This window comes from Pseudomonas sp. DF5 (assembly GCF_058148225.1).
In genome coordinates, this window is sequence record NZ_JBYVYM010000009.1 from 64,927 (window position 1) to 87,219 (window position 22,293).

At 56.1% G+C, this 22,293-nt stretch carries 13 protein-coding genes; 10 read left to right on the forward strand and 3 right to left on the reverse strand.

Going from position 1 to position 22,293, the window contains the following annotated elements; genetic code table 11:
* The first annotated feature begins 22 nt into the window (after positions 1-22).
* Positions 23-8,827 (forward strand): two-partner secretion domain-containing protein, encoded by an 8,805-nt coding sequence (locus AC30D7_RS10670; protein ID WP_490134014.1) that lies wholly within the window; start codon positions 23-25, stop codon positions 8,825-8,827.
* Complete coding sequence (locus tag AC30D7_RS10675) at positions 8,824-9,273, forward strand: hypothetical protein (RefSeq protein WP_490134015.1); 450 nt, start codon at positions 8,824-8,826, stop codon at positions 9,271-9,273. Before AC30D7_RS10670 ends, AC30D7_RS10675 begins: the two co-directional genes overlap by 4 nt.
* Positions 9,274-9,450: 177 nt before the next feature.
* Here the strand turns inward: AC30D7_RS10675 and AC30D7_RS10680 are convergent, their stop codons facing one another.
* Positions 9,451-10,014: an RNA 2'-phosphotransferase gene (locus AC30D7_RS10680; RefSeq protein WP_490134016.1), complete on the reverse strand. Its 564-nt coding sequence runs from the start codon at positions 10,012-10,014 to the stop codon at positions 9,451-9,453.
* A 78-nt stretch (positions 10,015-10,092) separates the two neighbouring features.
* Positions 10,093-10,365 carry a hypothetical protein gene (locus AC30D7_RS10685; protein WP_490134017.1) on the reverse strand — a complete coding sequence of 91 codons (273 nt, stop codon included), beginning with the start codon at positions 10,363-10,365 and terminating at the stop codon, positions 10,093-10,095.
* 403 nt (positions 10,366-10,768) lie between these two features.
* Between AC30D7_RS10685 and AC30D7_RS10690 the strand changes: the two genes are divergently transcribed.
* The 7 genes from AC30D7_RS10690 (at position 10,769) to AC30D7_RS10720 (ending at position 20,422) form a co-directional block, all read left to right on the forward strand.
* Positions 10,769-14,173: a DUF637 domain-containing protein gene (locus AC30D7_RS10690; RefSeq protein WP_490134018.1), complete on the forward strand. Its 3,405-nt coding sequence runs from the start codon at positions 10,769-10,771 to the stop codon at positions 14,171-14,173.
* Positions 14,170-14,727: a hypothetical protein gene (locus tag AC30D7_RS10695; RefSeq protein ID WP_490134019.1), complete on the forward strand. Its 558-nt coding sequence runs from the start codon at positions 14,170-14,172 to the stop codon at positions 14,725-14,727. Before AC30D7_RS10690 ends, AC30D7_RS10695 begins: the two co-directional genes overlap by 4 nt.
* Positions 14,728-14,930: 203 nt before the next feature.
* Positions 14,931-15,593, forward strand: a complete 663-nt coding sequence (locus AC30D7_RS10700) for a transposase (RefSeq protein ID WP_490134107.1) — start codon at positions 14,931-14,933, stop codon at positions 15,591-15,593.
* A 91-nt stretch (positions 15,594-15,684) separates the two neighbouring features.
* Positions 15,685-16,002 (forward strand): hypothetical protein, encoded by a 318-nt coding sequence (locus tag AC30D7_RS10705; protein WP_490134020.1) that lies wholly within the window; start codon positions 15,685-15,687, stop codon positions 16,000-16,002.
* Positions 16,003-16,920: 918 nt separating this feature from the next.
* Positions 16,921-17,916, forward strand: a complete 996-nt coding sequence (locus AC30D7_RS10710; RefSeq protein ID WP_111453411.1) for an isocyanide synthase family protein — start codon at positions 16,921-16,923, stop codon at positions 17,914-17,916.
* Positions 17,916-18,632 (forward strand): HAD family hydrolase, encoded by a 717-nt coding sequence (locus AC30D7_RS10715; RefSeq protein WP_490134021.1) that lies wholly within the window; start codon positions 17,916-17,918, stop codon positions 18,630-18,632. Before AC30D7_RS10710 ends, AC30D7_RS10715 begins: the two co-directional genes overlap by 1 nt.
* A gap of 29 nt (positions 18,633-18,661) precedes the next feature.
* Positions 18,662-20,422 (forward strand): isocyanide synthase family protein, encoded by a 1,761-nt coding sequence (locus AC30D7_RS10720; RefSeq protein WP_490134022.1) that lies wholly within the window; start codon positions 18,662-18,664, stop codon positions 20,420-20,422.
* Between the two features lie 72 nt (positions 20,423-20,494).
* Here the strand turns inward: AC30D7_RS10720 and AC30D7_RS10725 are convergent, their stop codons facing one another.
* The gene (locus AC30D7_RS10725) at positions 20,495-20,788 is read right to left on the reverse strand and encodes a fructose-bisphosphate aldolase (RefSeq protein WP_086946169.1); all 294 of its coding nucleotides are present in this window, start codon (positions 20,786-20,788) and stop codon (positions 20,495-20,497) included.
* A 509-nt stretch (positions 20,789-21,297) separates the two neighbouring features.
* Between AC30D7_RS10725 and AC30D7_RS10730 the strand changes: the two genes are divergently transcribed.
* Positions 21,298-21,720 (forward strand): HD domain-containing protein, encoded by a 423-nt coding sequence (locus AC30D7_RS10730; protein WP_490134023.1) that lies wholly within the window; start codon positions 21,298-21,300, stop codon positions 21,718-21,720.
* The last annotated feature ends 573 nt before the right edge of the window (positions 21,721-22,293 follow it).

The following is a 22,293-nucleotide window of genomic DNA, read 5'->3' on the forward strand; positions in this document are numbered from 1 at the left end:
TCTGCTTTAACGAGATTCGATCATGGATGTTCGCCAACTGGCCTTTCTGGCCGGCCAGCCCGCTGCTGCCTTAAAAAACCGTGAACACTCCTGGGGCATGCCCAAGCGCGGGCTGGCGTTCCTGTTGGCCAACGTCATGTTCTGGCAGCCGATATGGGCCCAGGCCGACGGGATCGTGGTGGCCACGCCCGGCACCAGCCTCGGGCAGGCGGGCAATGGCGTGCCGATCATCCAGATCGCCACGCCCAACGGCACGGGCCTGTCGCATAACCAGTTTCACGACTACAACGTCGGCACCCAGGGCGTCATCCTCAACAACGTCGCCGCGCAGACCGGCGCCACCCAGTTGGGTGGGATCATCGTCGGCAACCCGAACCTGACCAACGGGGTCGCCGCGCAAACCATCCTCAACGAAGTGGTCGGCGGCAGCCCCAGCCAGTTGCGCGGTTACACCGAAGTGGCGGGGCAGTCGGCACGGGTCATCGTCGCCAACCCCTACGGCATCAGCTGCAACGGCTGCGGCTTCATCAACACCCCGCGCGTGACCCTGACCACCGGCAAACCGGTGCTGGACAACGGTCGTCTCGATCGCTTCCAGGTCGATCAGGGCAGCGTCACCATCGACGGCGCCGGGCTGAACGCCAACAACGTCGACCGCTTCGAAATCATCACCCGCAGCGCGAAGATCAATGCCGAGATTCAGGCGAAGAACCTGACCATCGTTGCCGGTCGCAACGACGTCAACGCCGACAGCCTCAACGCCACTGCTCGCGCCGATGACGGCAGTGCCAAACCACAACTGGCGATCGACTCTTCCGCGTTGGGCGGCATGTACGCCGGGGCGATCAAACTGGTCGGCACCGAGGCCGGGGTCGGGGTGAAACTCGACGGCAACCTGGCCGCCAGCGGTGGTGATATCCAGCTCGATGCCAACGGCCATCTCAGCCTGGCGCAAACCTCGGCCGCAGGCGCCGTCAATGTCAAAGCCGCCAGTCTCGATGCGCGTGGCCCGGTCTACGCCGGCACCGCCGTCAACGTGCAAACCCAAGGCAATCTGACCAACCAGCAAACCCTCGCCGCCCGGGACAGCATCGCGCTGACGGCCGGTGGTGTATTGACCAACTACGGCATCATCGAAGCCGGGGTCAACGCCGATACCAGCCGCAATGCCAGCGGTGATGTGAACCTGAATGCGCAGAATTTCACCAACACTGGCAAGAGCGTGGTGGCCAGCCGCAACCTGACGGTCAATACCGCGCAGACGTTGAATAATCAGGGGGGCACATTGAGCGCCGCGCAAACCGCCAACATCACCGCCGGGACCCTGGACAACCAGAACAGCGGTCGGGTGTTGAGCAGCGGTGCACTGAACGTTACGGCCAATCAAGTCTTCAACACCAACGGGGTGATCACCAGTACCGGTAATCTCAGCGCCACCCTCGGCCACCTGAACAACCGCACTGGCGAACTCTCGAGTCTGGCCACCGCGACGCTGCGCATGGCCACTCTGGATAACGTGGCAGGGCTGGTGAACGCCGGCCAGACCTTGAGCATCACCGCCACGGGGGCGGTGAACAACCAGGGCGGCAAACTGGCCAGCCTCGACAGCCTGAGCCTCAACGCCGGTCAGGTCGATAACAGCAGCAAAGGCCGGATCGCCAGCAACAAGGCCCTGACAGTCAGTGTCAGCAGCCTCGACCAACACGATGGCGGGCAGCTCACCAGTAACACGTCGCTGACCCTGGACCTGAATCACGGCGAGCTGAATAACCAGAACGGTTTGATCAATGCCCCGGCACTGGTGCTGAAAAACCTCGCCCAGGTGAACAACCGCAACGGCGAAATATCCAGTGCCCAGGCGTTCACGCTGGCGGCCGACAGCCTCGACAACAGCAACGGCAAACTGCTCGGCAATCAGGCCGTGACCCTGCGCGTGCAGCAGGCGCTGACCAACATCAAAGGCTTGATCGCGGCGGCCAACGTCGATGTGCAGGCCGGTAGCCTGAACAACAACGGCGGCACCCTGACCAGTCGCACCGGCCTCGAACTTCGGGTTACCGGCCAGCTCGACAATCAGGACCAAGGACTGATCAACGCCACCCAAAACCTGAACATCAACGCGGCGAGTTTGAACAATCAGAACGGTAGCTCGTTGCTCGGCAGCGCCATTACCATCGACTTCAGCGGCGTCATGGGCGACCTGAACAACGCCAACGGCCTGATCACCACCACCGGTCAACTGAGCATCCGCAACCTGCGGGACTTGAACAACCGCAGCGGTGAACTCTCCAGCAGCCAAAGCTACACCCTGACGGGCCGTAACCTGGACAACAGCGACGGCAAACTCATCAGTCGTCAGCAACTGGACCTCACCGCCGATACCACCACTAACCTCCATGGACTGATTTCCGGTTGGCAAAGCCTGAGCCTTCTAGGCGGCAGCCTCGACAACCGTAATGAGGGCACCTTGTCGAGCCGCGACGGTGACGTGCTGGTGGACCTCACCGGTGCCGTGCGTAACAGCAACGCCGGCGCTCTGGTCAGTCACGGCACGCTGAAGGTCACGGCGGCCAGCCTCGACAACAGCGACAACGGCATTCTTTCCAGTGCCGGTGCGCAAACCTTGGTCATTGCCGGAACACTGAATAACGCCCAGGGCGGTTTGATCGACAGCGGCGCCGCTCTGGATATTCAGGCCCAAACCCTCAGTAACGCCAATGCAACCATCAATGCCCAGCAGGACATCAGCTTCACCGGCACCGTTCTGAACAACAGCGCCGGTACCTTCGCGGGCAAGGGCGCGATCACCCTCGATCTGCTCGGCACCCTGACCAATACCAGCGGAAAACTGGCGAGCAACGGCCCGCTGGTGATTCAGCGCGCGCGGCAGATCGACAACCAGGGCGGCCAGCTTGCAAGCCAGGGTTTGCTGAACCTGTTGACCGGTGGCCTCGATAACCGCAATGGCGGCACTGTCGCGGCCACTGATTGGTTGACGCTCACGGCCAATGGCGTCGTACAGAACAGCGCCAACGGTCAGATCTTCAGCAGCAACGCCGGCCTGACGCTCAACGCCGCCAGCCTCGATAACGCCAAGGGCACCCTGCAAAGCCAGGGCGACTTGACGGTGAAAACCAGCGGCGCCATCGATAACCAGAGCGGGCGCATTGTCGCCAAGGGCGGAAACCTCGACATCACCGCCGCCAGCCTCGACAGCCGCGGCGGTGTGCTCTCCAGCCTGAAAGGCGCCTTCAGCAGCCACATCACTGGCGTACTGCGCAACGGCTATGACCTGAACAACAATCGTCAGGGCGGGATCATTCAGGCCCAGAGCCTGAACCTCAAGGCACTGGCCGGCCTCGACAACTACGGCGGGCGGATCACCGCGCAAACCGGTGACGCCATCGTCGACACCGGCACCAACGGCAACTTCGACAACCGCAATGGCGGCCTCTACGCCAAGGGCCGGGTCAGCGTCACCGGCAATAACTTCGACAACAGCGGCGACAACGACGGGCAGATCGGCGGGCAACAGATCGACCTGAGCCTGCGCGGCGCATTGAACAACCGCCTGGGCATCATCGAAAGTGAAAGCACGCTGACCATCACCGCCGCCAGCCTCGACAACCAGACCGGTCAACTTCGCGCACTGGGCGACAATGGTAAAACCGCGTTCGCCATCGGGGGCCTGTTCGACAACCGCAATGGCACCGTGGAATCCGCCAACACCAACCTGACCCTCACTGCCGGTAGTTTGCTGAACGTCAGCGGCAACGTGCTGCACGTCGGTACCGGTATTTTCGACATCGCCACCGGTCAACTCGGCAGCGCCGGCGGCAACTTCATCACCCGTGGCGGCCTGACCCTCACTGCCGACAGCTGGACCAACAGCAGCGTGATCCAGGCCGATCGCCTGACCGTCAACGTCAACAGCCTCAATCAGACATCCGGCGGCCAATTGTTGGCGGTCAGCCAATTGACCGGCAACGGCGGCAATTGGAATAACGATGGCTTGATCGCCAGCGATGGCAAACTCAATCTGACCCTCTGGGGCAACTACAGCGGCAATGGTCGCACCAGCAGCCTCGGTGATCTGACACTCAAAGCCAATCAACTGACCCTCAACGCGGCGACCAGCATCGCCGGTGGTGGCAACACCACGGTTAACATCAATGGCGAGTTGAACAACCAGGGCCGTTTGACCTCCAGCGGCGACCTGATTATCAGCGCCGCCAACCTTAACAACTACGGCACGATCGGTTCCGGTAAAGACCTGACCCTCACCACCGGCGCACTGCTCAACAGCCGCGGCCTGATTTCCAGTGGCGGCGATATGCGGCTGCTGCTGTCCAGCTTCACCAACGCCTATGGCCAGGTCTATGGCCTGAGCAACGTGCACATTGGCCGGGACCGCGACAGCGGCAAGGCCGACTTGCTGGACAACCGTTCCGGCGATATCTACAGCGCGCAGGACCTGACCATCAATGCCCTGACCGTGAACAACGTACGGGACATTCTGGAATACACCGCGCATGAGAAAAGCTCGGTGGTTATCACCGAGCTGGATTGCAATCTGATCCCGATTGCGGGGTGCGACTTCCGTAGCGGATCGCGTCGTAACGGCCATTGGGAGATTGCCGAGACCGACCGCCTGAAGGTCTCTGACAGCAGTGCGGCCGCGAGTCTGACCAGCGGCGGCGACATGACGATCAACGCTCAGGCGTTGAACAACACCAGCAGCACCATCGCGTCCACAGGCAACATCACCGTCACTGCCGACACGATCAATAACACCGGCCTGCAAGAGCAGGACATCATCACCAAGCGCACTTTCTGGAACTACGTCGACCAAATCTTCGCCACGGTGCCCGCGGCGGCGGCTTTCAACGATAAAAACAGTCCGACACCCTCGGCCACTGTCGAGTCGGATCTGAGCTATTTCATCAGCCTGCTGGGCGGCGGCATGCTGACCGAAAGCACCACCACGGTAGCGGGCTCCGGCAGTTCCTATGATGCGGTGATCCAGGCCGGCGGCAGCATTTCACTCAACGCGACGCAAACCATCGACAACAGTGTGGTGCGTCCTTATTACAGCTACGTCGCTGCTGGAAAGACCAACACTGACACGGGGGCCGGCAACGGCTACTCCACGCCGGTAACTATCAACGCGCAACTGTCGCCGGATCTGGCCCAGCAACAAGTCAACCCGCTCACGCTTCCCGGCTTCAACCTGCCCACCAGCCAGAACGGTCTGTTCCGTCTGAGCCAGGAAGGCAGCAGCGCCCCGACCTCGACCGGCCCGCAGAGCTGGACGCTTAGCGGCGGCAAAGTCACCGCCGGTGCATCGTCTACGCCGGTCACCCTCAACCGTGTCCAAGGTCTGCCAAGCAACGCCGGCAAATCCCAACCGCACAAATACCTGATCGAAACCAACCCGGTACTCACCGACCTCAAGCAATTCATGAGTTCGGACTACCTGCTGTCCGGCCTGGGCTACAACCCCGACCAGAGCGCCAAGCGCCTGGGCGACGGCCTCTACGAGCAGAAACTGATCCAGCAAGCCGTGGTCGCCCGCACCGGCCAGCGCTTCATCGACGGCCAGACCTCGGACGAGGCGGTTTTCAAGTACCTGATGAACAACGCCATCGCCAGCAAGAGCCAACTCAACCTGAGCCTCGGTGTAACCCTCACGTCACAGCAAGTCGCGGCCCTGACCCACGACATCGTCTGGCTCGAAGAACACGAAGTGAACGGCGAAAAAGTCCTGGTGCCGGTGCTGTACCTGGCCAACGCTAACAACCGCCTGGCGGCCAACGGCGCGCTGATCCAGGGCCACGACGTGACCCTGATCGCCGACAAGGACCTGCACAACGCCGGCACCCTGCGCGCCAGCCAGAACCTGGAGGCGACGGCCAAGAATGATTTGGTGAGCAGCGGGTTGGTGGAGGCGGGGGAACGGTTGAACTTGCTCGCCACCAATAACCTGACCAACAAGGCGGGGGGCATCATTGCCGGGCGAGACGTGACGCTCAAGGCCACGAACGGCGACGTCGTCAACGAACGCACGGTGACCTCCCACGACAGCAGCGTCGGCGACTACAGCCACGCGCGCGACTTCGTGGACAGCGCCGCCCGCATCGAGGCCGCGAACAAACTGGTGATCAACGCCGGGCGCGACGTTCTCAACACCGGCGGTGTGTTGAAAAGCGGTGGCGACATGACCATCGATGCCAAGCGCGACGTCAGCATCACCGCCGTGGAAGAGCGCAAGTCCGAAAGCCGTACCGACTTCCTTGACTCAAGCCTCACCCAGCACGGTGCCAGCGTCAGCGCGGGCGGTAGCCTGACGGTCAACTCCGGCGGCGACGTGACCGTGGTGGCGAGCAAGCTCGACGCCAAGGGCGACGTGACGATCGACGCCAAGGGCGACCTGCTGTTCGCCACCGCCGCCGACGAACAACACAGCTACTTCAAGGACAAAAAGGAAACCCGCCAGGAAGACCACGTCAGCCAGATCGGCACCACACTGGAGGCCGGCGGCAAACTCACCCTCAAGTCCGGCAAGGACATGACGCTGGTTGCCAGCGATATCAGCGCCGGTAAAGAAGCCTACCTGCACGCCGACGGCGACCTGCAACTGCTGGCTGCACAGGACCGCGACTACACGCTGTACGACATGAAAAAAAGCGGCAGCTGGGGCAGTAAAAAGACCCAGCACGATGAAGTGACGCAGATCACCCACATCGGTACGCAGATCAAGTCCGGTGGCGACCTGACGTTGTCCAGTGGTGGGGATCAGCGGTATCAGGTGGCGAAGCTGGAGAGTGGCAAGGACATCACGCTGGACAGTGGCGGGGCGATCATCTTTGAAGGGGTGAAAGACCTGCATGACGAGAGCCATACCAAGAGTGATGGCGACGCCTTTTGGACCTCATCGAAAGGCAAGGGCAATACCGACGAGACATTGCGCCAGACCCAGATGATTGCCAAAGGCAACATCACGATCAAGGCGGTGGAAGGTCTGCGAATCGACCTCAAAGAGGTGAATCAGCAAAGCGTCAGTCAGACCATTGATGCGATGGTCAAAGCAGACCCGCAACTGGCCTGGCTGAAGCAAGCCGAAGCACGGGGCGATGTTGATTGGAAGCTGGTCAAGGAAATCCATGAGTCGTTCAAGTACCAGAACTCGGGACTTGGCCCGGCTTCGCAACTCATCATTGCGATTGTCATGGCAGCCTTTGTCGGCCCTGCGGCACTGAGTGCTTTTGCCAGCATGGGGACCATCGGAGCCGCAGGCCTTGCTGCAGTGGCTTCTGGTGCGGCAACGAATGCGGCCACCAGCTTTATCAACAATGGTGGGAATCTTGGAGCGGTGTTCCAAGACGTGACGTCCTCGGAAGCGCTCAAAGGGTATGTGATTTCGGGTGTGACGGCTGGTCTGACGGCTGGTTTCTTTAAGGACATTCTGAAAACAACGACCAATCCGCTTACAAACAAAGTAACCATTGATCTCAGCAGCCTGGAAGGGATTGGTCGGTTTGGCGTAAATCAGGTATTGCAGGGCGGAACGTCCGCGTTGCTGGGCAAGGCGCTGGGCCAAGAGGGTAGCGTCAGTGATGTGCTGAAAACAGCACTGTTCAACACTTTGGCGGCAGCCAGCTTTAACGCTGTAGGTGACTTCACCAAGGGAGTAGCCGACGGTTCCCCGACTAAAGTCGTCATTCACGCCATGGTGGGTGGGCTGCTCTCAGAGGTAACAGGTGGTGATTTTGCAACCGGAGCCTTGGCGGCTGGCGCGAATGAGGCGCTCATCGTAGACCTGAACAAACTGGTTGGTGGCAATCCTGACCTGCTGTCGATGGCGTCGCAGATCGTGGGGGTGCTAGCGGCATCAACGACAGGCGATGTTGATGCGGGGACTTTGCAGACTGGGGCTTGGGTTGCCAACAATGCGACGCTGTACAACTTTCAGGCCCATTTTGATGAGTTTCAGGAAAAGTACGAAGCTTGCTCAAAGGATTCGAGCGGAGTTGGATGTTCAACGATATTAAAGATGGTGGGGGAGCGGTCTCAGAATCTCGGCAACGTTATTCTTAATACCGATGCTGATTCAAATGCAGTTAGCTACACGTTGCTGGATGAGTCGAGTAAACCATGGATGATCATGGAACCCGCGGAATACAACGCCTGGGTGACGCTTCCTACGGAGATGCAGGACGCTTTCAAATACTCGACTCAGTGGCAGCTTGATCTGTCCTCAACATTGCTTTACGCAAACAAGGGGGAAGGTGCCAAGGCTCTAGAAAGCTACGGTATGATGTTGAGCGAACCTGAGTATTGGGGCCAAATGGCCGTCGCCCTAATGCTCTCGGCAGCAGGCGGGGTTGGAGCGTTTAGGGGCATCGGCGGAACTGGTGCCGTTGCCAATGCAGAAAGAGGAGTGTTGGCTGAGGCAAATTTTGCTCAGAATACAATCAGATCTGACCGATCCTTTAGCCCTGATGGAGTAAAGCTTTACTCGGCTTTGGCAGGTAAACCTATAAAGACAGTAGAAGATTTAGCTGGTGCGTTGAAGATCGGAGCCATTACTCCAAATCAACTCCCGCTTGACTATGTGGAAATTAATGGAACTCGGCTTATTTTGAATACGAGAACCTCGACAGCACTTGAACAAGCAGGAATTCCTAGAAGTCAGTGGTTTGGGCGAAATCAGACTAATGTTGAAGCCTATCCAGGTAAAACATTTAATGATCTTGCAAAAGATCAACTAAAGAATAACCATCTGCCGTCGACCGGGGCAGATCAACTGAAATCGGTACGTCCATGAAAATAAGTCAACCGAAGCTGGTGCTCAATCCTTATGAATGGTTGCCAGGATTTGGCGAGTCAAAAGTCTCCTTCCGCTCTGTTGGAGTGGATCTCGTACTTGATGTCGAGTATGAGAAAGATGTTTTTGACGCTGATGGTAATGAGGAACTGTCAATTGTTAGACGAGAGATGGTTTTTAAAAATGCCCACTCCTTTATTAAGCTTCCATTTCCGGGAAGCATTATTTTCAATTTTTTGGGTGACGCAAGTGAATTTGGGTTGGGGGAGTTGACTGAGTTTAGAGAGTCTGAGTTTGTACGAAACAGTTTGGATTCTTGGCGTTTGTTAACAAGTCTTGAACCGCCAAGGTTGAGGCACTTTAGTATTCAGTTTTTAGCGGAGAATATAGCTTTTCATGTGCTGGCTGAAGAGGTCTTTTTGTCAGGTGAGTTGTCGGTTATATAGTTATTTAAAGGGCGATTGTGGTTAGGTGCTAGTTGGGGTGTTAATGTTTTGAAAGCGGTAAATCTTAAAGGTGTGCCTCCTGGGCCTTTTTATTGGTTTGGCATGATATTTGGCAGTGGCTGTAGCGATTATATTCACTGAAAAATTATCGCTGCTTTTTTACGTCTTGCAGAGCTGTCAAGGTGGGTAGGGTTGGTTCTCGTGCAGAAAAATCAAAGGGACATGCTCTGTCAACCAAACACCATTTTCAGCTTGAAAGAATTTGAAGCCTTGTTGGTGCATTCGCAGGGCTTCAATCTTCAGTACTACAGGAGTTCCATAGCGTTGTCCGACAGCGATAGCGGTTGGTATGTCATGCGACAGATGCACATAGTGGCGTGAGCCGGCAATCAGTCCTTGTCGATGAATTGACTCTAGGAAGCGTATTGCAGTGCCATGGTAGAGAAAGTCTGGAGGGGCTTTCTCAATGTGCTGAAGGCTAACGGTGGGCGTTGAGTGCCCCTGTACTGCACGAATACGCAGTCCGTCATCGGAAATACTGAAGCGTCTTTTATCGCTGCTGCTAACAACTGCTTGAATGAGCGTCAGATCTAAAATTAGCCCTTCTTTAGCGGCGCCTGCGATCAATGAGTCAATATTACCCCAACCTTCGCTATCCAATTGTAAACCTATAGCGTGTGGTTCATGCCTGAGGACATAACTAAGGAACTTGCTGGTTTCATTGATCTGTTTGGTTTTCATGCGATTTCCAGTTAAAAGTGTGGCAGATTATTTTATTCATGACATGAAGTGGACAACCCGCAGGTCGCCCATTTCCATTTACTCCGCAGCTTGCGCCCGCAACCGCCTACCAATCACATCCATCAAATCACAACCATCGCGCAACGGTATGGCCAGCAGTTTGGAAAAGTCTGAAAGCACCACCGTGTCACAACCAATCTCGGCACGAAAGGCGATGTTCTCCAGTACCTGAGTGACCGCGCGAATGCGGTAATCCGCCATCGCGCGCAGGACGTCGAGTGGCGCTTGGGTATCAATAAGCAGAGAAGCCGGGACCAGGTCGATTCCGGTGAGGGGCATGTATCTATCCATAGTTGAAGCCTCGTTTAGTTTGCTGAGACTGCCAGCCGATCGTCGCCAAACGAAATGGGGTGGCAGCTGTACGCAGGTTGGCGAACCGGAAACGAGTAACCGGCAGACCCGAAGGTCTCCCGCGCACAACTGCCATAAAAACAGTTTTGCGGATGCGGAGGCGCCTGCAAATAAGCAGACAGCTCTCGCACTCGTTCGTCAGGTCGCCAAACCCGGTCGCCATGTGGACGACGGGCGGACTATAAGCCTCATCGTTCCAGCGGTGCAAGGTGCCCGATTCTGAGGTTGGCGTAGGATCTTTACGATCAACCGCGTCCAAGGTCTGCCAAGCAACGCCGGCAAATCCCAACCGCACAAATACCTGATCGAAACCAACCCAGTACTCACCGACCTCAAGCAATTCATGAGTTCGGACTACCTGCTGTCCGGCCTGGGCTACAACCCCGACCAGAGCGCCAAGCGCCTGGGCGACGGCCTCTACGAGCAGAAACTGATCCAGCAAGCCGTGGTCGCCCGCACCGGCCAGCGCTTCATCGACGGCCAGACCTCGGACGAGGCGGTTTTCAAGTACCTGATGAACAACGCCATCGCCAGCAAGAGCCAACTCAACCTGAGCCTCGGTGTAACCCTCACGTCACAGCAAGTCGCGGCCCTGACCCACGACATCGTCTGGCTCGAAGAACACGAAGTGAACGGCGAAAAAGTCCTGGTGCCGGTGCTGTACCTGGCCAACGCCAACAACCGCCTCGCCGCCAACGGCGCGCTGATCCAGGGCAGCGACGTGACCCTGATCGCCGGCAAAGACCTGAACAACGCCGGCACCCTGCGCGCCAGCCAGAACCTGGAGGCGACGGCCAAGAATGATTTGGTGAGCAGCGGGTTGGTGGAGGCGGGGGAACGGTTGAACTTGCTCGCCACCAATAACCTGACCAACAAGGCGGGGGGGATCATTGCCGGGCGGGACGTGACGCTCAAGGCCACGAACGGCGACGTCGTCAACGAGCGCACGGTGACCTCCCACGACAGCAGCGTCGGCGACTACAGCCATGCGCGCGACTTCGTGGACAGCGCCGCCCGCATCGAGGCCGCGAACAAACTGGTGATCAACGCCGGGCGCGACGTCCTCAATAGCGGCGGTGTGCTGAAAAGCGGTGGCGACATGACCATCGATGCCAAGCGCGACGTCAGCATCACCGCCGTGGAAGAGCGCAAGTCCGAAAGCCGTACCGACTTCCTTGACTCAAGCCTCACCCAGCACGGTGCCAGCGTCAGCGCGGGCGGTAGCCTGACGGTCAACTCCGGCGGCGACGTGACCGTGGTGGCGAGCAAGCTCGACGCCAAGGGCGACGTGACGATCGACGCCAAGGGCGACCTGCTGTTCGCCACCGCCGCCGACGAACAACACAGCTACTTCAAGGACAAAAAGGAAACCCGCCAGGAAGACCACGTCAGCCAGATCGGCACCACGCTGGAGGCCGGCGGCAAACTCACCCTCAAGTCCGGCAAGGACATGACGCTGGTTGCCAGCGACATCAGCGCCGGCAAAGAAGCTTATCTGCATGCCGACGGCGACCTGCAACTGCTGGCTGCACAGGACCGCGACTACACGCTGTACGACATGAAAAAAAGCGGCAGCTGGGGCAGTAAAAAGACCCAGCACGATGAAGTGACGCAGATCACCCACATTGGTACGCAGATCAAGTCCGGTGGTGACCTGACGCTGTCCAGTGGTGGAGATCAGCGGTATCAGGTGGCGAAGCTGGAGAGTGGCAAGGACATCACGCTGGACAGTGGTGGGGCGATTGTTTTCGAAGGGGTGAAAGACCTGCATGACGAGAGCCATACCAAGAGCGATGGCGACGCCTTCTGGACCTCATCGAAAGGCAAGGGCAATACCGACGAGACACTGCGCCAGACCCAGATGATTGCCAAAGGCAACATCACGATCAAGGCCGTCGAAGGTCTGCGAATCGACCTCAAAGAGGTGAATCAGCAAAGCGTCAGTCAGACCATTGATGCGATGGTCAAAGCAGACCCGCAACTGGCCTGGCTGAAGCAAGCCGAAGCACGGGGGGATGTGGACTGGAAGCTGGTCAAGGAAATCCACGAGTCGTTCAAGTATGAAACCTCGGGGCTTGGGCCGGCTTCTCAGATGATCATTGCGATTGTCATGGCCGCTATTGTCGGCCCCGCCGCGCTGAGTGCTTTTGCCAGCATGGGGACCATCGGAGCCGCAGGCCTTGCCGCGGTGGCTACGGGTGCTGCGACGAATGCGACGACCAGTTTTATTAACAATGGTGGGAATCTTGGGGCGGTATTCAAGGATGTGACGTCCTCGGATGCGCTTAAAGGCTATGTGATATCAGGTGTGACGGCCGGATTAACGGCTGGTGTCTTTGACGGCATTTTGAAAACAACGACTAACCCGGTAACAGGGAAAGTAGTCACTGACCTCAGCAGCCTGGAGGGGATTGGTCGGTTTGCCGGTAACCAGCTACTGCAAAATGGTACATCTACTGTCTTGAGTAATGCGCTCGGCCAAAACGCCAGCTTCGGTGATGCGGTGAAAGGAGCCCTGCTCAGTACCCTCAATGCTGCCGCGTTCAATGCGGTAGGTGATTTTGCTTTGAAACAGGGGTGGGCAGATGGTAGTCCGCAAAAAATAGCGTTGCATGCAGTTGTTGGCGGTTTATTGAATGAAGCTGCCGGCGGAGATTTCAAAACTGGCGCTTTGGCTGCGGGTGCTAATGAGGCGCTGATTGACCAACTGGCTGTGTTGGTGAAAAACGATAGCAATTTGTTGTCGATGTCTTCACAGCTGGTGGGAGTGGCTGCGGCGGCCGTGAGCAATGGCAACGTTCAACAAGGCTCGACCATCGCACGGGATGCTACCAACTATAATTACTTGCTACACCATGAAGTGGTGGAAATGCTCGATGAGCAGGCCAAGTGTAAATCGGATTCCTGCAGAGATAATGTGCGGGAAAAATATGCATCCTTGGACGAGCAGCGAAATAAGGAGCTCAGCAGTCTTTGTCAGACGAATATCAGTGCATGTAACGAAATATCCGCGCAACTCCAGGCTGACGAGCCAAAAAATCGCCAGCTTGCTGAGCAGCTTCGACACAATGGAGACATCGGCGCTGCTGTCAACGTAGGATGGATCATTGCGGAAAATAACCAAGCCGCTCAGAACATCATTACAACCGAGGTGGTTGTTCAGCGCGACGGTCCTGAGGCTGGTTTCTGGTCACAGGCGGCGGAAACGTTGGCTGGCATTGCTGGAACGGGAAAGCTGGGGAAATCGGAGGCATCGGGCACAAAAGTGACAGTGGCTGATGAAACACCTGCCACTTCTGCTACAACGCGGGTAGGATTGCGAGAGGATCTTGCAGGACAAGCAGATATTCCGCGCAATCTCGTTGAGAATCCCTCTAGCATCTGGGGGAAATCGATTGACGATATTAAGCAGTCATTTACGATGGATGGAGCAACTGCAACTATCTCAACGAAAGCTAAATCGTCAGGTAATGCCCAAGTGTACAAAATCGATGGTAGTGCTACTGGGATTAAAGAGATTCAATATAGTCCGTCGACTGTTGATAGCGTAAATCAGTCGACTCATATTGGTGAGTACTACAAAATCACTTATGGAGATGGGAGTAAGATTAAAGTGGTTGATCCTGCGGCGTATAGGCCGAAATTTTATGAGGGTAAGCCTATTTATGATGTAAATACAGTTTACTTGAATCCACAGGGTCAAAAAGTAATGTTTAACCCTGCTAACAATACGTGGGTGCCAAAATGACCCTGTCTAAAGAGTTTTCAATATCGTGGGTGGCACCAATTGTGCCATCTGTGTCACTTGCAGGAATACCGTTGCATGTCGATGCGGATGTATTGAAGTGCGTGTTGTTAGGGTATTTGGTTGATGAGAGTAACTCTCTATACCAATTCGATGGCTCTCCAGTGCTTCGTTTAAAGTTTTATAGTTTGGACGAAAGCGGAAGTGGTGGCTATTCTTTTGCTCTGGCGGATGTAAGTGTTGTTAATGATTTAAATAAATTTATCCCTGCTTTATCAGTTGTGATTAAAAGTGGTGAGGTGTGCGCTGTTAAAGTTTATGATTTTAGCTTTTCTGGTGAGCAGGCTCAAAGTTTAATTTATAAGGGTACCTTGCCGGAAAGTATTGGTTTGGGTGGTTTGGTTTCGGATTTATTGCCATTTACAACTTTGGAGTTTGACGAGGCTGAAGAGTGGTTTTATACCGACGAAAACTATGGTGGGCTTGAAGTTACCGGCTGGGGAGTTTCTCTGGAAGATCATCCCAATCAAGTTATTACTGCTTTATGTGTGATATAGGAAAAAAGGAAAAACGGGGACAGACCACGTTTATCCTGAGAATGGCGGAGAATGGGGGCAGACTACATTTTTCTGTGTCGCACTTTAGCGATCTGAAATAGTGTGAAATAGATAGGTAGATTGTTTTTCATAGAATTGACTAGGCTATTGGCATCATTAATTGTGAACGGATTCACCATATGCCACGCAGAGCACGTCTCTTGATGCCAGGTGTCCCCTTGCATCTGATTCAACGAGGAAATAATAGATCAGTTTGCTTTTTTTCAGAGGATGATTACCTTTTTTATTTAGAGCTGCTTGCTGAACAGGCCAACAAAAATTCGTGTGAAATTCACGCATGGTGTCTTATGACTAATCATGTCCATTTGTTGATTAGCCCTCATGAGCACAGTAGTACCAGTTTGCTTATGAAAGGAATAGGGCAACGATATGTGCAATACATAAATCGTACATATGGACGTAGTGGGACTTTATGGGAAGGACGCTTCCGTTCGTGCCTTGTTCAAAGTGATAGTTATGTATTGGCCTGTTATCGCTACATTGAGATGAATCCTGTCAGAGCCAAAATGGTGACGCATCCTGCGGAATATCGTTGGTCGAGTTATCGTGCTAACGCACAATCAGAGTTTTCGCATCTCATTACCCCGCATGCTCAGTACCTATCGCTTGGGGACACAGATGTATCGACTGCTGAAGTCTATCGCGAGCTTTTTAGAAGCGAGTTGGAGATAGGATTGGTTGACCAGATTCGGGCTGCCACCAATGGCAACTATGTACTTGGTGGTTCGCGATTTGCAGCCGAAATTGAAGCTATAATTGGGCGACGAGCTCGGCGGGGATGCCCGGGCAGACCGAAAAAGCACTAGATTTTTTAGATGGAAAACGTGGTCTGTCCCCGTTTATATGTCCCCGTTTATACCCGTTTATATACCCGTTTATACTCTTGGGATTGATTTAATGAAAGATTTCGGACTGATGGGTATTAAGCTGGAGCCGACCCTGCTCTGGGGGGGCACGCCTCTATTTAGCTTGGATGATGCGATTAAACTGTTGGGGTTTTGCGAGCAAAATGACGCCGCAGTGCTCGGAATTGAAGGCTTTAAAATAGCAGGAGGCAAAAGAGTTCCTGATATGGACTGTATTGCTGACTTTTCCACTCTGGTTGCTGTAGCCGGGAGAGAATTTCCGACAGCATCCAGAGAAGCAGCTAAATTGTTTATTGAATCGATCGCAGATAGCGATGTGTTTTTGGAGTTTGTTCTAGTCAAAACTTAATAAAGCAAGAGAGGGCGGATCTAATTGTTTGTTATGTCCCATCTTCAATAAATATTGCGACAAGAAAGTGGGCGGATTTATTTATTTGGTTGTGGTGCGCGCCCCAAAAAATAGATCTGTCCCGGGGAATAAACGGGGACAAATAAACGGGGGCAGACCACGTTTTTTGGGAGCAGGGCAGTGCTCTTTCGATTAAACGTGGTCTGTCCCTGATTTCCCCGGCGATTTAGTCCAAAGCATGCGGACTAATGGTTGGAAAGGTGATCCAGTTGACGTTGTTAAAATGCCTGATGGCAAGCTGACTAGCATGGATAACACTCGAATCGCCGCAGCCAGAGAGGCAGGGATCGATGTTAAAGCTAGCGTTCGTGGATTTACTAAAGGGGACGGATTTATTTGTCTGGCTTGTCAGAAAATAAATCCGTCCCCTTTGTTCGGTCCCCTTTGTTCGGAAGAAAAAGTGCATTTCCCAGGAAGCGTCCCGGAGATGGTTATTAAATCAATTCCGACGGTTGATTCAAGAGATAAACGGGGACAGACCACGTTTATCGAGGGTTGGATACTGCTCCTTCAATTTATTTGTGGTCTGTCCTTCGTCTCAGGAGGAGGGATTTCTAACTCGGGGTGAAAACGGGGACAGACCAGATTTATCGAGGGCTGGATAATGCTCCTTCAATTTAATCGTGTTCTGTCCCCGTTTCCTTCTCCCGTTTCCTTCTTGTGTGGCCGCAGTATGGCCTTGCCAGCCTGGACGTTGCATGAGCCTGTGTGAGGGTTTTCGGTGATTTTGGTGCCGTAATATTCCGGATTGCCACGATTGACAGCCCTCACAACTTGTAGGAATTTAGCCGCCCGCAGGTAAGGGATATCTGCTGATGGCCAAAAGATGGCCGTTGTTCACCACACAAGGGATTGTCTATGCAAGGTTCAAACACCGTTGCTCAACAGGTGTGCGGTCAGCTGGTGCACGAGCATCAGAACACCCCACACATGAACATTGCCGAGCAAATCCTTGAATGCCTGTTTCGCCGTCGTAGCCTCGCCCCGGGGCAGGATCACGAACTGTCGTCGCAGGTGCTGGAACCCCATCTGACCAAGGTCATGCAGGCGGTCGAGAGCGGTCGCAAGATTGAAATGGTCTTGCCAGCCTTTCCCGGCAAGTCGCCCAGCCGCAAGAAAACCCTCAGCCATCTGCCTGATCTTGCGGAACATCATGCAATCGACGAGTTACATCGCCTGTGCAAGGAGATCCAGGAGATCTACGCACCGGGCGCGCTGATTCATATCTGCTCCGATGGCTATGTGTTCTCTGACTTGGTGCATGTTCCCGATGCGGACGTTAAGGCCTACACCGACGCTATCCAGGACTACGCCGAACAGCACTATCCCGGCACGTTCGCCCATTTCGACCTCCAGGATGCCTACCCTCAGCTGGATTGTCTGGACGCCATGCGTGAAGAGATGATGATCGAGCACGGTCAGTCATTGATCTTGTTGCAGCAGCGCTTCAAGGATGATCCGCACATGATGTTGATGTACTGCGGCATCCATCGCTTTCTTTCCGAGGATTACTCGGGACTGAAAGTATTCGCTGGCATGAGCCTCAACGCAGTGAAGAAGGTCGCCAAACCGGCCTCGCAGCGGGTGATCCAGCGCAGTGAAGCCTGGGGTGCGCTGTTGCAGGCGCGTTACCCGCATTGCCTGCGCCTGTCGATTCACCCGCAATTGGCGGTCTCGACGAAGATCGGTATCCGGTTGGTGCCAACCAGTGACCTGTGGCGTACGCCCTGGCATTCGGTGGCCATCAAGCGACGGGGTGTGGTCACGCTCGAAAAACGCAGCAATGTCGATGAGCGCTATCACCGCCTGGTGTTCCGCAAGGGGCGTCCTTGTCACTACGCCAGTGCTCAATGATGACGTCTCGGTTATGGGTCGAAGCCGTACTCTTCGATTTGGACGGGACTCTGGTCGATACCTTGCCCGATATCACCTGGTGCTTGAACCAAGTGCTGCTCGAACACGGTTGCCCGGGGCTGACCTCGGAAACAGTGCGCGGATACATCGGCGGCGGCACCACGGCGATGAGCGAGCGGGTCGCCGCGCAGTTCGGCATAGTCGATGCGGTCGCCTTGCACCAGCGCTATGTGGCGCTCTATCAGCACAACCTGGTTCAATTTTCCCGTCCATTCAGCGGTGTCTTGGAATTGCTCGAAGGCTGCCGACAGTTACAGCTACCGCTGGCTATCGTGACCAACAAGGCCGAGGAAATGGCGTTGCAGGTTTCCAGAACGTTGCTGCCGCAGAATGCTTTCGGGCCAATTCTGGGGCATCGCGCAGGCAGGTCGCTCAAACCGCAACCGGATGTGGCATGGGAAGCCGCCCGGCGGTTGTCGGTTGATCCGCACCACTGCTTGTTCGTCGGTGACACGGAGATCGATCTGCAAACCGCGCGTGCCGCAGGCATGCACTCGGCGGCGGTCACTTGGGGCTATGGCCTGACACCTGACTTGCAGGCCCAGGCCCCGAACCTGTGCTGTGAACACCCGGCCGAATTGCTGCGCAGTTTGCGGCAAGCCTGCGGGGCTGCGCATGCGTTTACCGAGCATGGCGACACCGTCAAATCCTATTGATACACACACACCCTCAAGGAAATTGTTCTATGGAACATAGAGACGCCTGGATCGCTGCCGTCAGCGATTTGCTGGCCGGTTATCTGCTCAAAGGCACGGATGATTGTTTCGACACACAAGGCCGGGCGCATCTGGCGCTTCGATTGGGGCACTGCTTCGATCAGGGCCTGCCGGTGCGTCTGGTTTTGCCAGGCTTTCCCTGCAAGTCGCCAAACGCCAGCGACCAGACCTTCGGCGTGCTGCCGGACTACGGCGAGGTCATGGCCATCGAGCGCCTCGACCAACTCGGCCAAGCCATCGCCGCGTTGCACGCACCGGGCTGCGTGGTGTCGATCCTCAGCGACGGCACGACCTTCAATGACATCGTCGGCGTGGCCGACGACGTTCGCGCCGCTTACAACCGGGCGTTGCGTGAACTGTGCACCACCCACACGATTGAGTGGGTCAGCATGGAAGACCTGTTTCCCCAGGCCCAAAGTGCCGAGTCGGTTCGCGCCAGCCTGATCAAGCAGGCCCGTCTACCGTGGAAAAACCTTGGTGACCTGATCGAGCAGAGCCGCGACGATGAGTCCCTCAGCCGGGCGCATGACAACCTCTGCAGTCACCTCTACAACGACCTGCGTCTGTGCCGCGAAGAAGGGCAGAGCGAGGACGAGTACCTGCAACAAATCAACTTCAAAGCCTATCAAATGATGTATCGCGGGCACGCATTGAACGCGGCGGTGGACCGTTTCTTTGGCGATGACATTCGCCTGTCGGTCCATCAATACAACAATGCCGGCCCCAAATTCACCTTCGGCCTGGCCGAAGGGCTGACCCGCGCGGACAGCCCTTGGCATGCCGTGCCGGTGTGCAACCTGGATGGCGGCCAAACCCTTCGCGCCCGCGCCCAGGTCGACCTCGACCACCATGTGCTGGTCACCTATGAGGGGCGGCCATGGCTCTACCATCAAGCAGAAAACCCGCAGGCCCAAGGCTTCGAGTACGAACTGCAAAAACTTCCGCTGTTTGGCCTGGTGGTGCGAGACCCGTTGGGGCTGGGTTTTGAACGACTGTCCACCGGCCTGCTGGAAGCTCTGGTGGAAACCTTCGGTTTCGTCTGCCTCAAAGGCTGCCGTTTCGACGACCAGGATAGCTTTGCTCGCAGCTGCGAACGTTTCGGCACGCTCTACGAATGGGCCTTCGGTGCCGTTCACGTGGTCAAGCCTGCGGACAAACCCCAAGGTGTGGTGCACTCGCTGGAGAAAACACCGTTGCACTGGGACCTGAACATGCTGCCCGACAGCGACGCACAAGTTCAACGCAACCCGAAATTCTGCGCCAGCAAATTCATGCTGTACTGCAAGACCGCGCCGCAGCCGGGCGAGGGCCAGACCACCATCGTCGACAGCCGCAACGTACTGCGCAAAGTCGGGCAGCAAGTCGCCCGACAATGGCAGGGCGTGAACATCACCTACTACACCAAAATGACCTACTTCGGCGGCTCGCCGCGCATGTACAGCCTGGTGGACCACCACCCCCGCAGCGGCGAGCTCATCCTGCGCTACCAAGAGGGCACCGACTCGACATTGCAGACCTTGAGCCAGTCAGTGCAGGACCATGACGAGCAGGCTCAACAGGCGTTGCTGGAACAGGTCAATGCGCTGGTTTATGACCCGGAGTGTTTGATTGCTCATCAATGGAGTGAGGGGGATCTGGTGCTGATTGATAACTATCGGACGTTGCATGGGCGGCTGCCGATGTCGGCGGGTTCTTCATCGCGGGAGTTGTGGCGGGTGCAGGTTTACTGATTGTTGTTGTCAGAGTCGGAGCAGGAAGCAGAAAAACCGCAGTAATGCGGTTTTTCTACGACTGAAATTAAGTCACTGACCCTTGGGCGTATCAAACCCACGCTGCTCAATCACCCGAAACACATCGCTCACATCCTGAACCATGATCCGGGCGATGTTGGTGACGGTGTTGATGTCGTGTTCGGCGTAGTCGGGGAGGCTGGTGCAGGCCATGAGGTTGAGGTATTTGAGGACGGCGTTTAGGCGTTCGCTGAGGCAGCTGTGGAGTTCGCGTATCGGAGCGTCGGCGTCGATGAGGAGGACGGGGTGGTCGGTGGCGAAGTGGGACATTGGGGAGTAGTGGCGGAGCGGTTTGTTCATAGTCATAAGGTTGAACTCTTCAAAGGAAAATGAAGTGCCACCTTTCTGCTGCGAAACAAATGGGTGGCAGCTATGTGCGGGTTCGCAGACCGGAGAAGAGACAAAACCGGCAGACCCGAGGGTCTCCCACACACAGCCGCCATAAAACGTAACGGCGGCAAATTTTGCCACAGTTGTCATTTAACGGTGTGTGTCATCTTCTGCAGGGCTGCGAAACCCTATCGCTGAATTCGCTCAGCGACAGACCCACTCTAGGCAGTGATTTTGGTAGCCGCAACCGGGCTGTAGGACCACGCGCGGTCACTGTGGCGAGGGGGCTTGCCCCCGTTCGGTGGCGCAGCCGCCGCAAAACCGGGCGCTGCGGTGTGTCTGAGGAAACGGGCTAGCAGGGTTTGGGGCTGCTTCGCAGCCCAACGGGAGCAAGCTCCCTCGCCACAAAGGGCAAATTCCTACATATTTTGCAGACTTCAAAATCCTGACCGCGACGTCACGGCATTTAACCCAAGGAGAACCCCATGAGTCAGTCACTGGAACGCGCCATTGCCATCGCCGCCGCGGCGCATGAAGGGCAGGTGGACAAGGGCGGGGCGCCTTACATCCTGCATCCGCTGAAAGTCATGCTGCGGGTGAACACGCTGGAAGAGCGCATCGTCGCGGTGCTGCATGACGTGGTCGAGGACTGCGGCGTCAGCCTCGACGATCTGCGCAAGGAAGGCTTCAGCGAAGTGGTGCTGACGGCGATTGCGTCGGTAACCAAGGTGCCGGGTGAGTCCTACGAGGCGTTCGTCGAGCGCGCGGCACAGAACCCGATCGGGCGGGTGGTGAAGCTGGCGGATCTGGAAGAGAACAGCGACTTGTCGCGCATTGCCCAGCCGTCCTGGGACGATCTGGAGCGCGTTGAGAAGTATCGGCGGGCGATGGGGGTGTTGCGTTCGTAGCGGGTATTGGCAACGCGGGCGTTGCGGACGTCAGAATCAAAAGACCGGCAACCCTTAAGCGGATCGGGACTCGGTAGTTATTTTGTGCCCTGACAACCTCGCGAGCGGTCTTAACGTGATTCGACTCTGTCTGTCGACTGCCATTGCCTGACCATTGGATTTACGGATGAAACCAACGATGCGACTCCCGTTCCATACCAAGAAAATCATTGCCATAACAGCCATGTTCCTGTCTCTCTCTGGTTGTGTCGGGGTGGTGGTTACAACGCCGGAACCGGAAAGAGAACGCATTCCCCTGACCTATCAGAAAACAGATGGCGACCTGACTACGCGGGCGTGGTGTGGCGTAACGTTATGGGCGGTGATTGTACCTGTCCCCTTGAAGTTGCCCGTCTGCAAGCTTCACGAGGGGCAGTCTTTAACATCATCCTTTTCTGCTTGCGGTCCACTGATGACCCTGGGACCTATCTCTCAGGGTTATAAGGGAAATGCCCTATGTGGGACATTTCACGGGTGGTGAACATGACGGTAGGAGATACCGGGGGACAGTCCAAGATTTCTCCATTCAACGAT

What these genes read in the sequence shown, in the direction of transcription:
- AC30D7_RS10700 (WP_490134107.1), top strand. Translation starts at nt 14,931, where the DNA reads ATGCCAGGTGTCCCCTTGCATCTGATTCAACGAGGAAATAATAGATCA.
- AC30D7_RS10685 (WP_490134017.1), bottom strand. Translation starts at nt 10,365, where the DNA reads ATGGATAGATACATGCCCCTCACCGGAATCGACCTGGTCCCGGCTTCT.
- AC30D7_RS10725 (WP_086946169.1), bottom strand. Translation starts at nt 20,788, where the DNA reads ATGACTATGAACAAACCGCTCCGCCACTACTCCCCAATGTCCCACTTC.
- AC30D7_RS10730 (WP_490134023.1), top strand. Translation starts at nt 21,298, where the DNA reads ATGAGTCAGTCACTGGAACGCGCCATTGCCATCGCCGCCGCGGCGCAT.
- AC30D7_RS10720 (WP_490134022.1), top strand. Translation starts at nt 18,662, where the DNA reads ATGGAACATAGAGACGCCTGGATCGCTGCCGTCAGCGATTTGCTGGCC.
- AC30D7_RS10680 (WP_490134016.1), bottom strand. Translation starts at nt 10,014, where the DNA reads ATGAAAACCAAACAGATCAATGAAACCAGCAAGTTCCTTAGTTATGTC.
- AC30D7_RS10690 (WP_490134018.1), top strand. Translation starts at nt 10,769, where the DNA reads ATGAGTTCGGACTACCTGCTGTCCGGCCTGGGCTACAACCCCGACCAG.
- AC30D7_RS10715 (WP_490134021.1), top strand. Translation starts at nt 17,916, where the DNA reads ATGACGTCTCGGTTATGGGTCGAAGCCGTACTCTTCGATTTGGACGGG.
- AC30D7_RS10705 (WP_490134020.1), top strand. Translation starts at nt 15,685, where the DNA reads ATGAAAGATTTCGGACTGATGGGTATTAAGCTGGAGCCGACCCTGCTC.
- AC30D7_RS10675 (WP_490134015.1), top strand. Translation starts at nt 8,824, where the DNA reads ATGAAAATAAGTCAACCGAAGCTGGTGCTCAATCCTTATGAATGGTTG.
- AC30D7_RS10710 (WP_111453411.1), top strand. Translation starts at nt 16,921, where the DNA reads ATGCAAGGTTCAAACACCGTTGCTCAACAGGTGTGCGGTCAGCTGGTG.
- AC30D7_RS10670 (WP_490134014.1), top strand. Translation starts at nt 23, where the DNA reads ATGGATGTTCGCCAACTGGCCTTTCTGGCCGGCCAGCCCGCTGCTGCC.
- AC30D7_RS10695 (WP_490134019.1), top strand. Translation starts at nt 14,170, where the DNA reads ATGACCCTGTCTAAAGAGTTTTCAATATCGTGGGTGGCACCAATTGTG.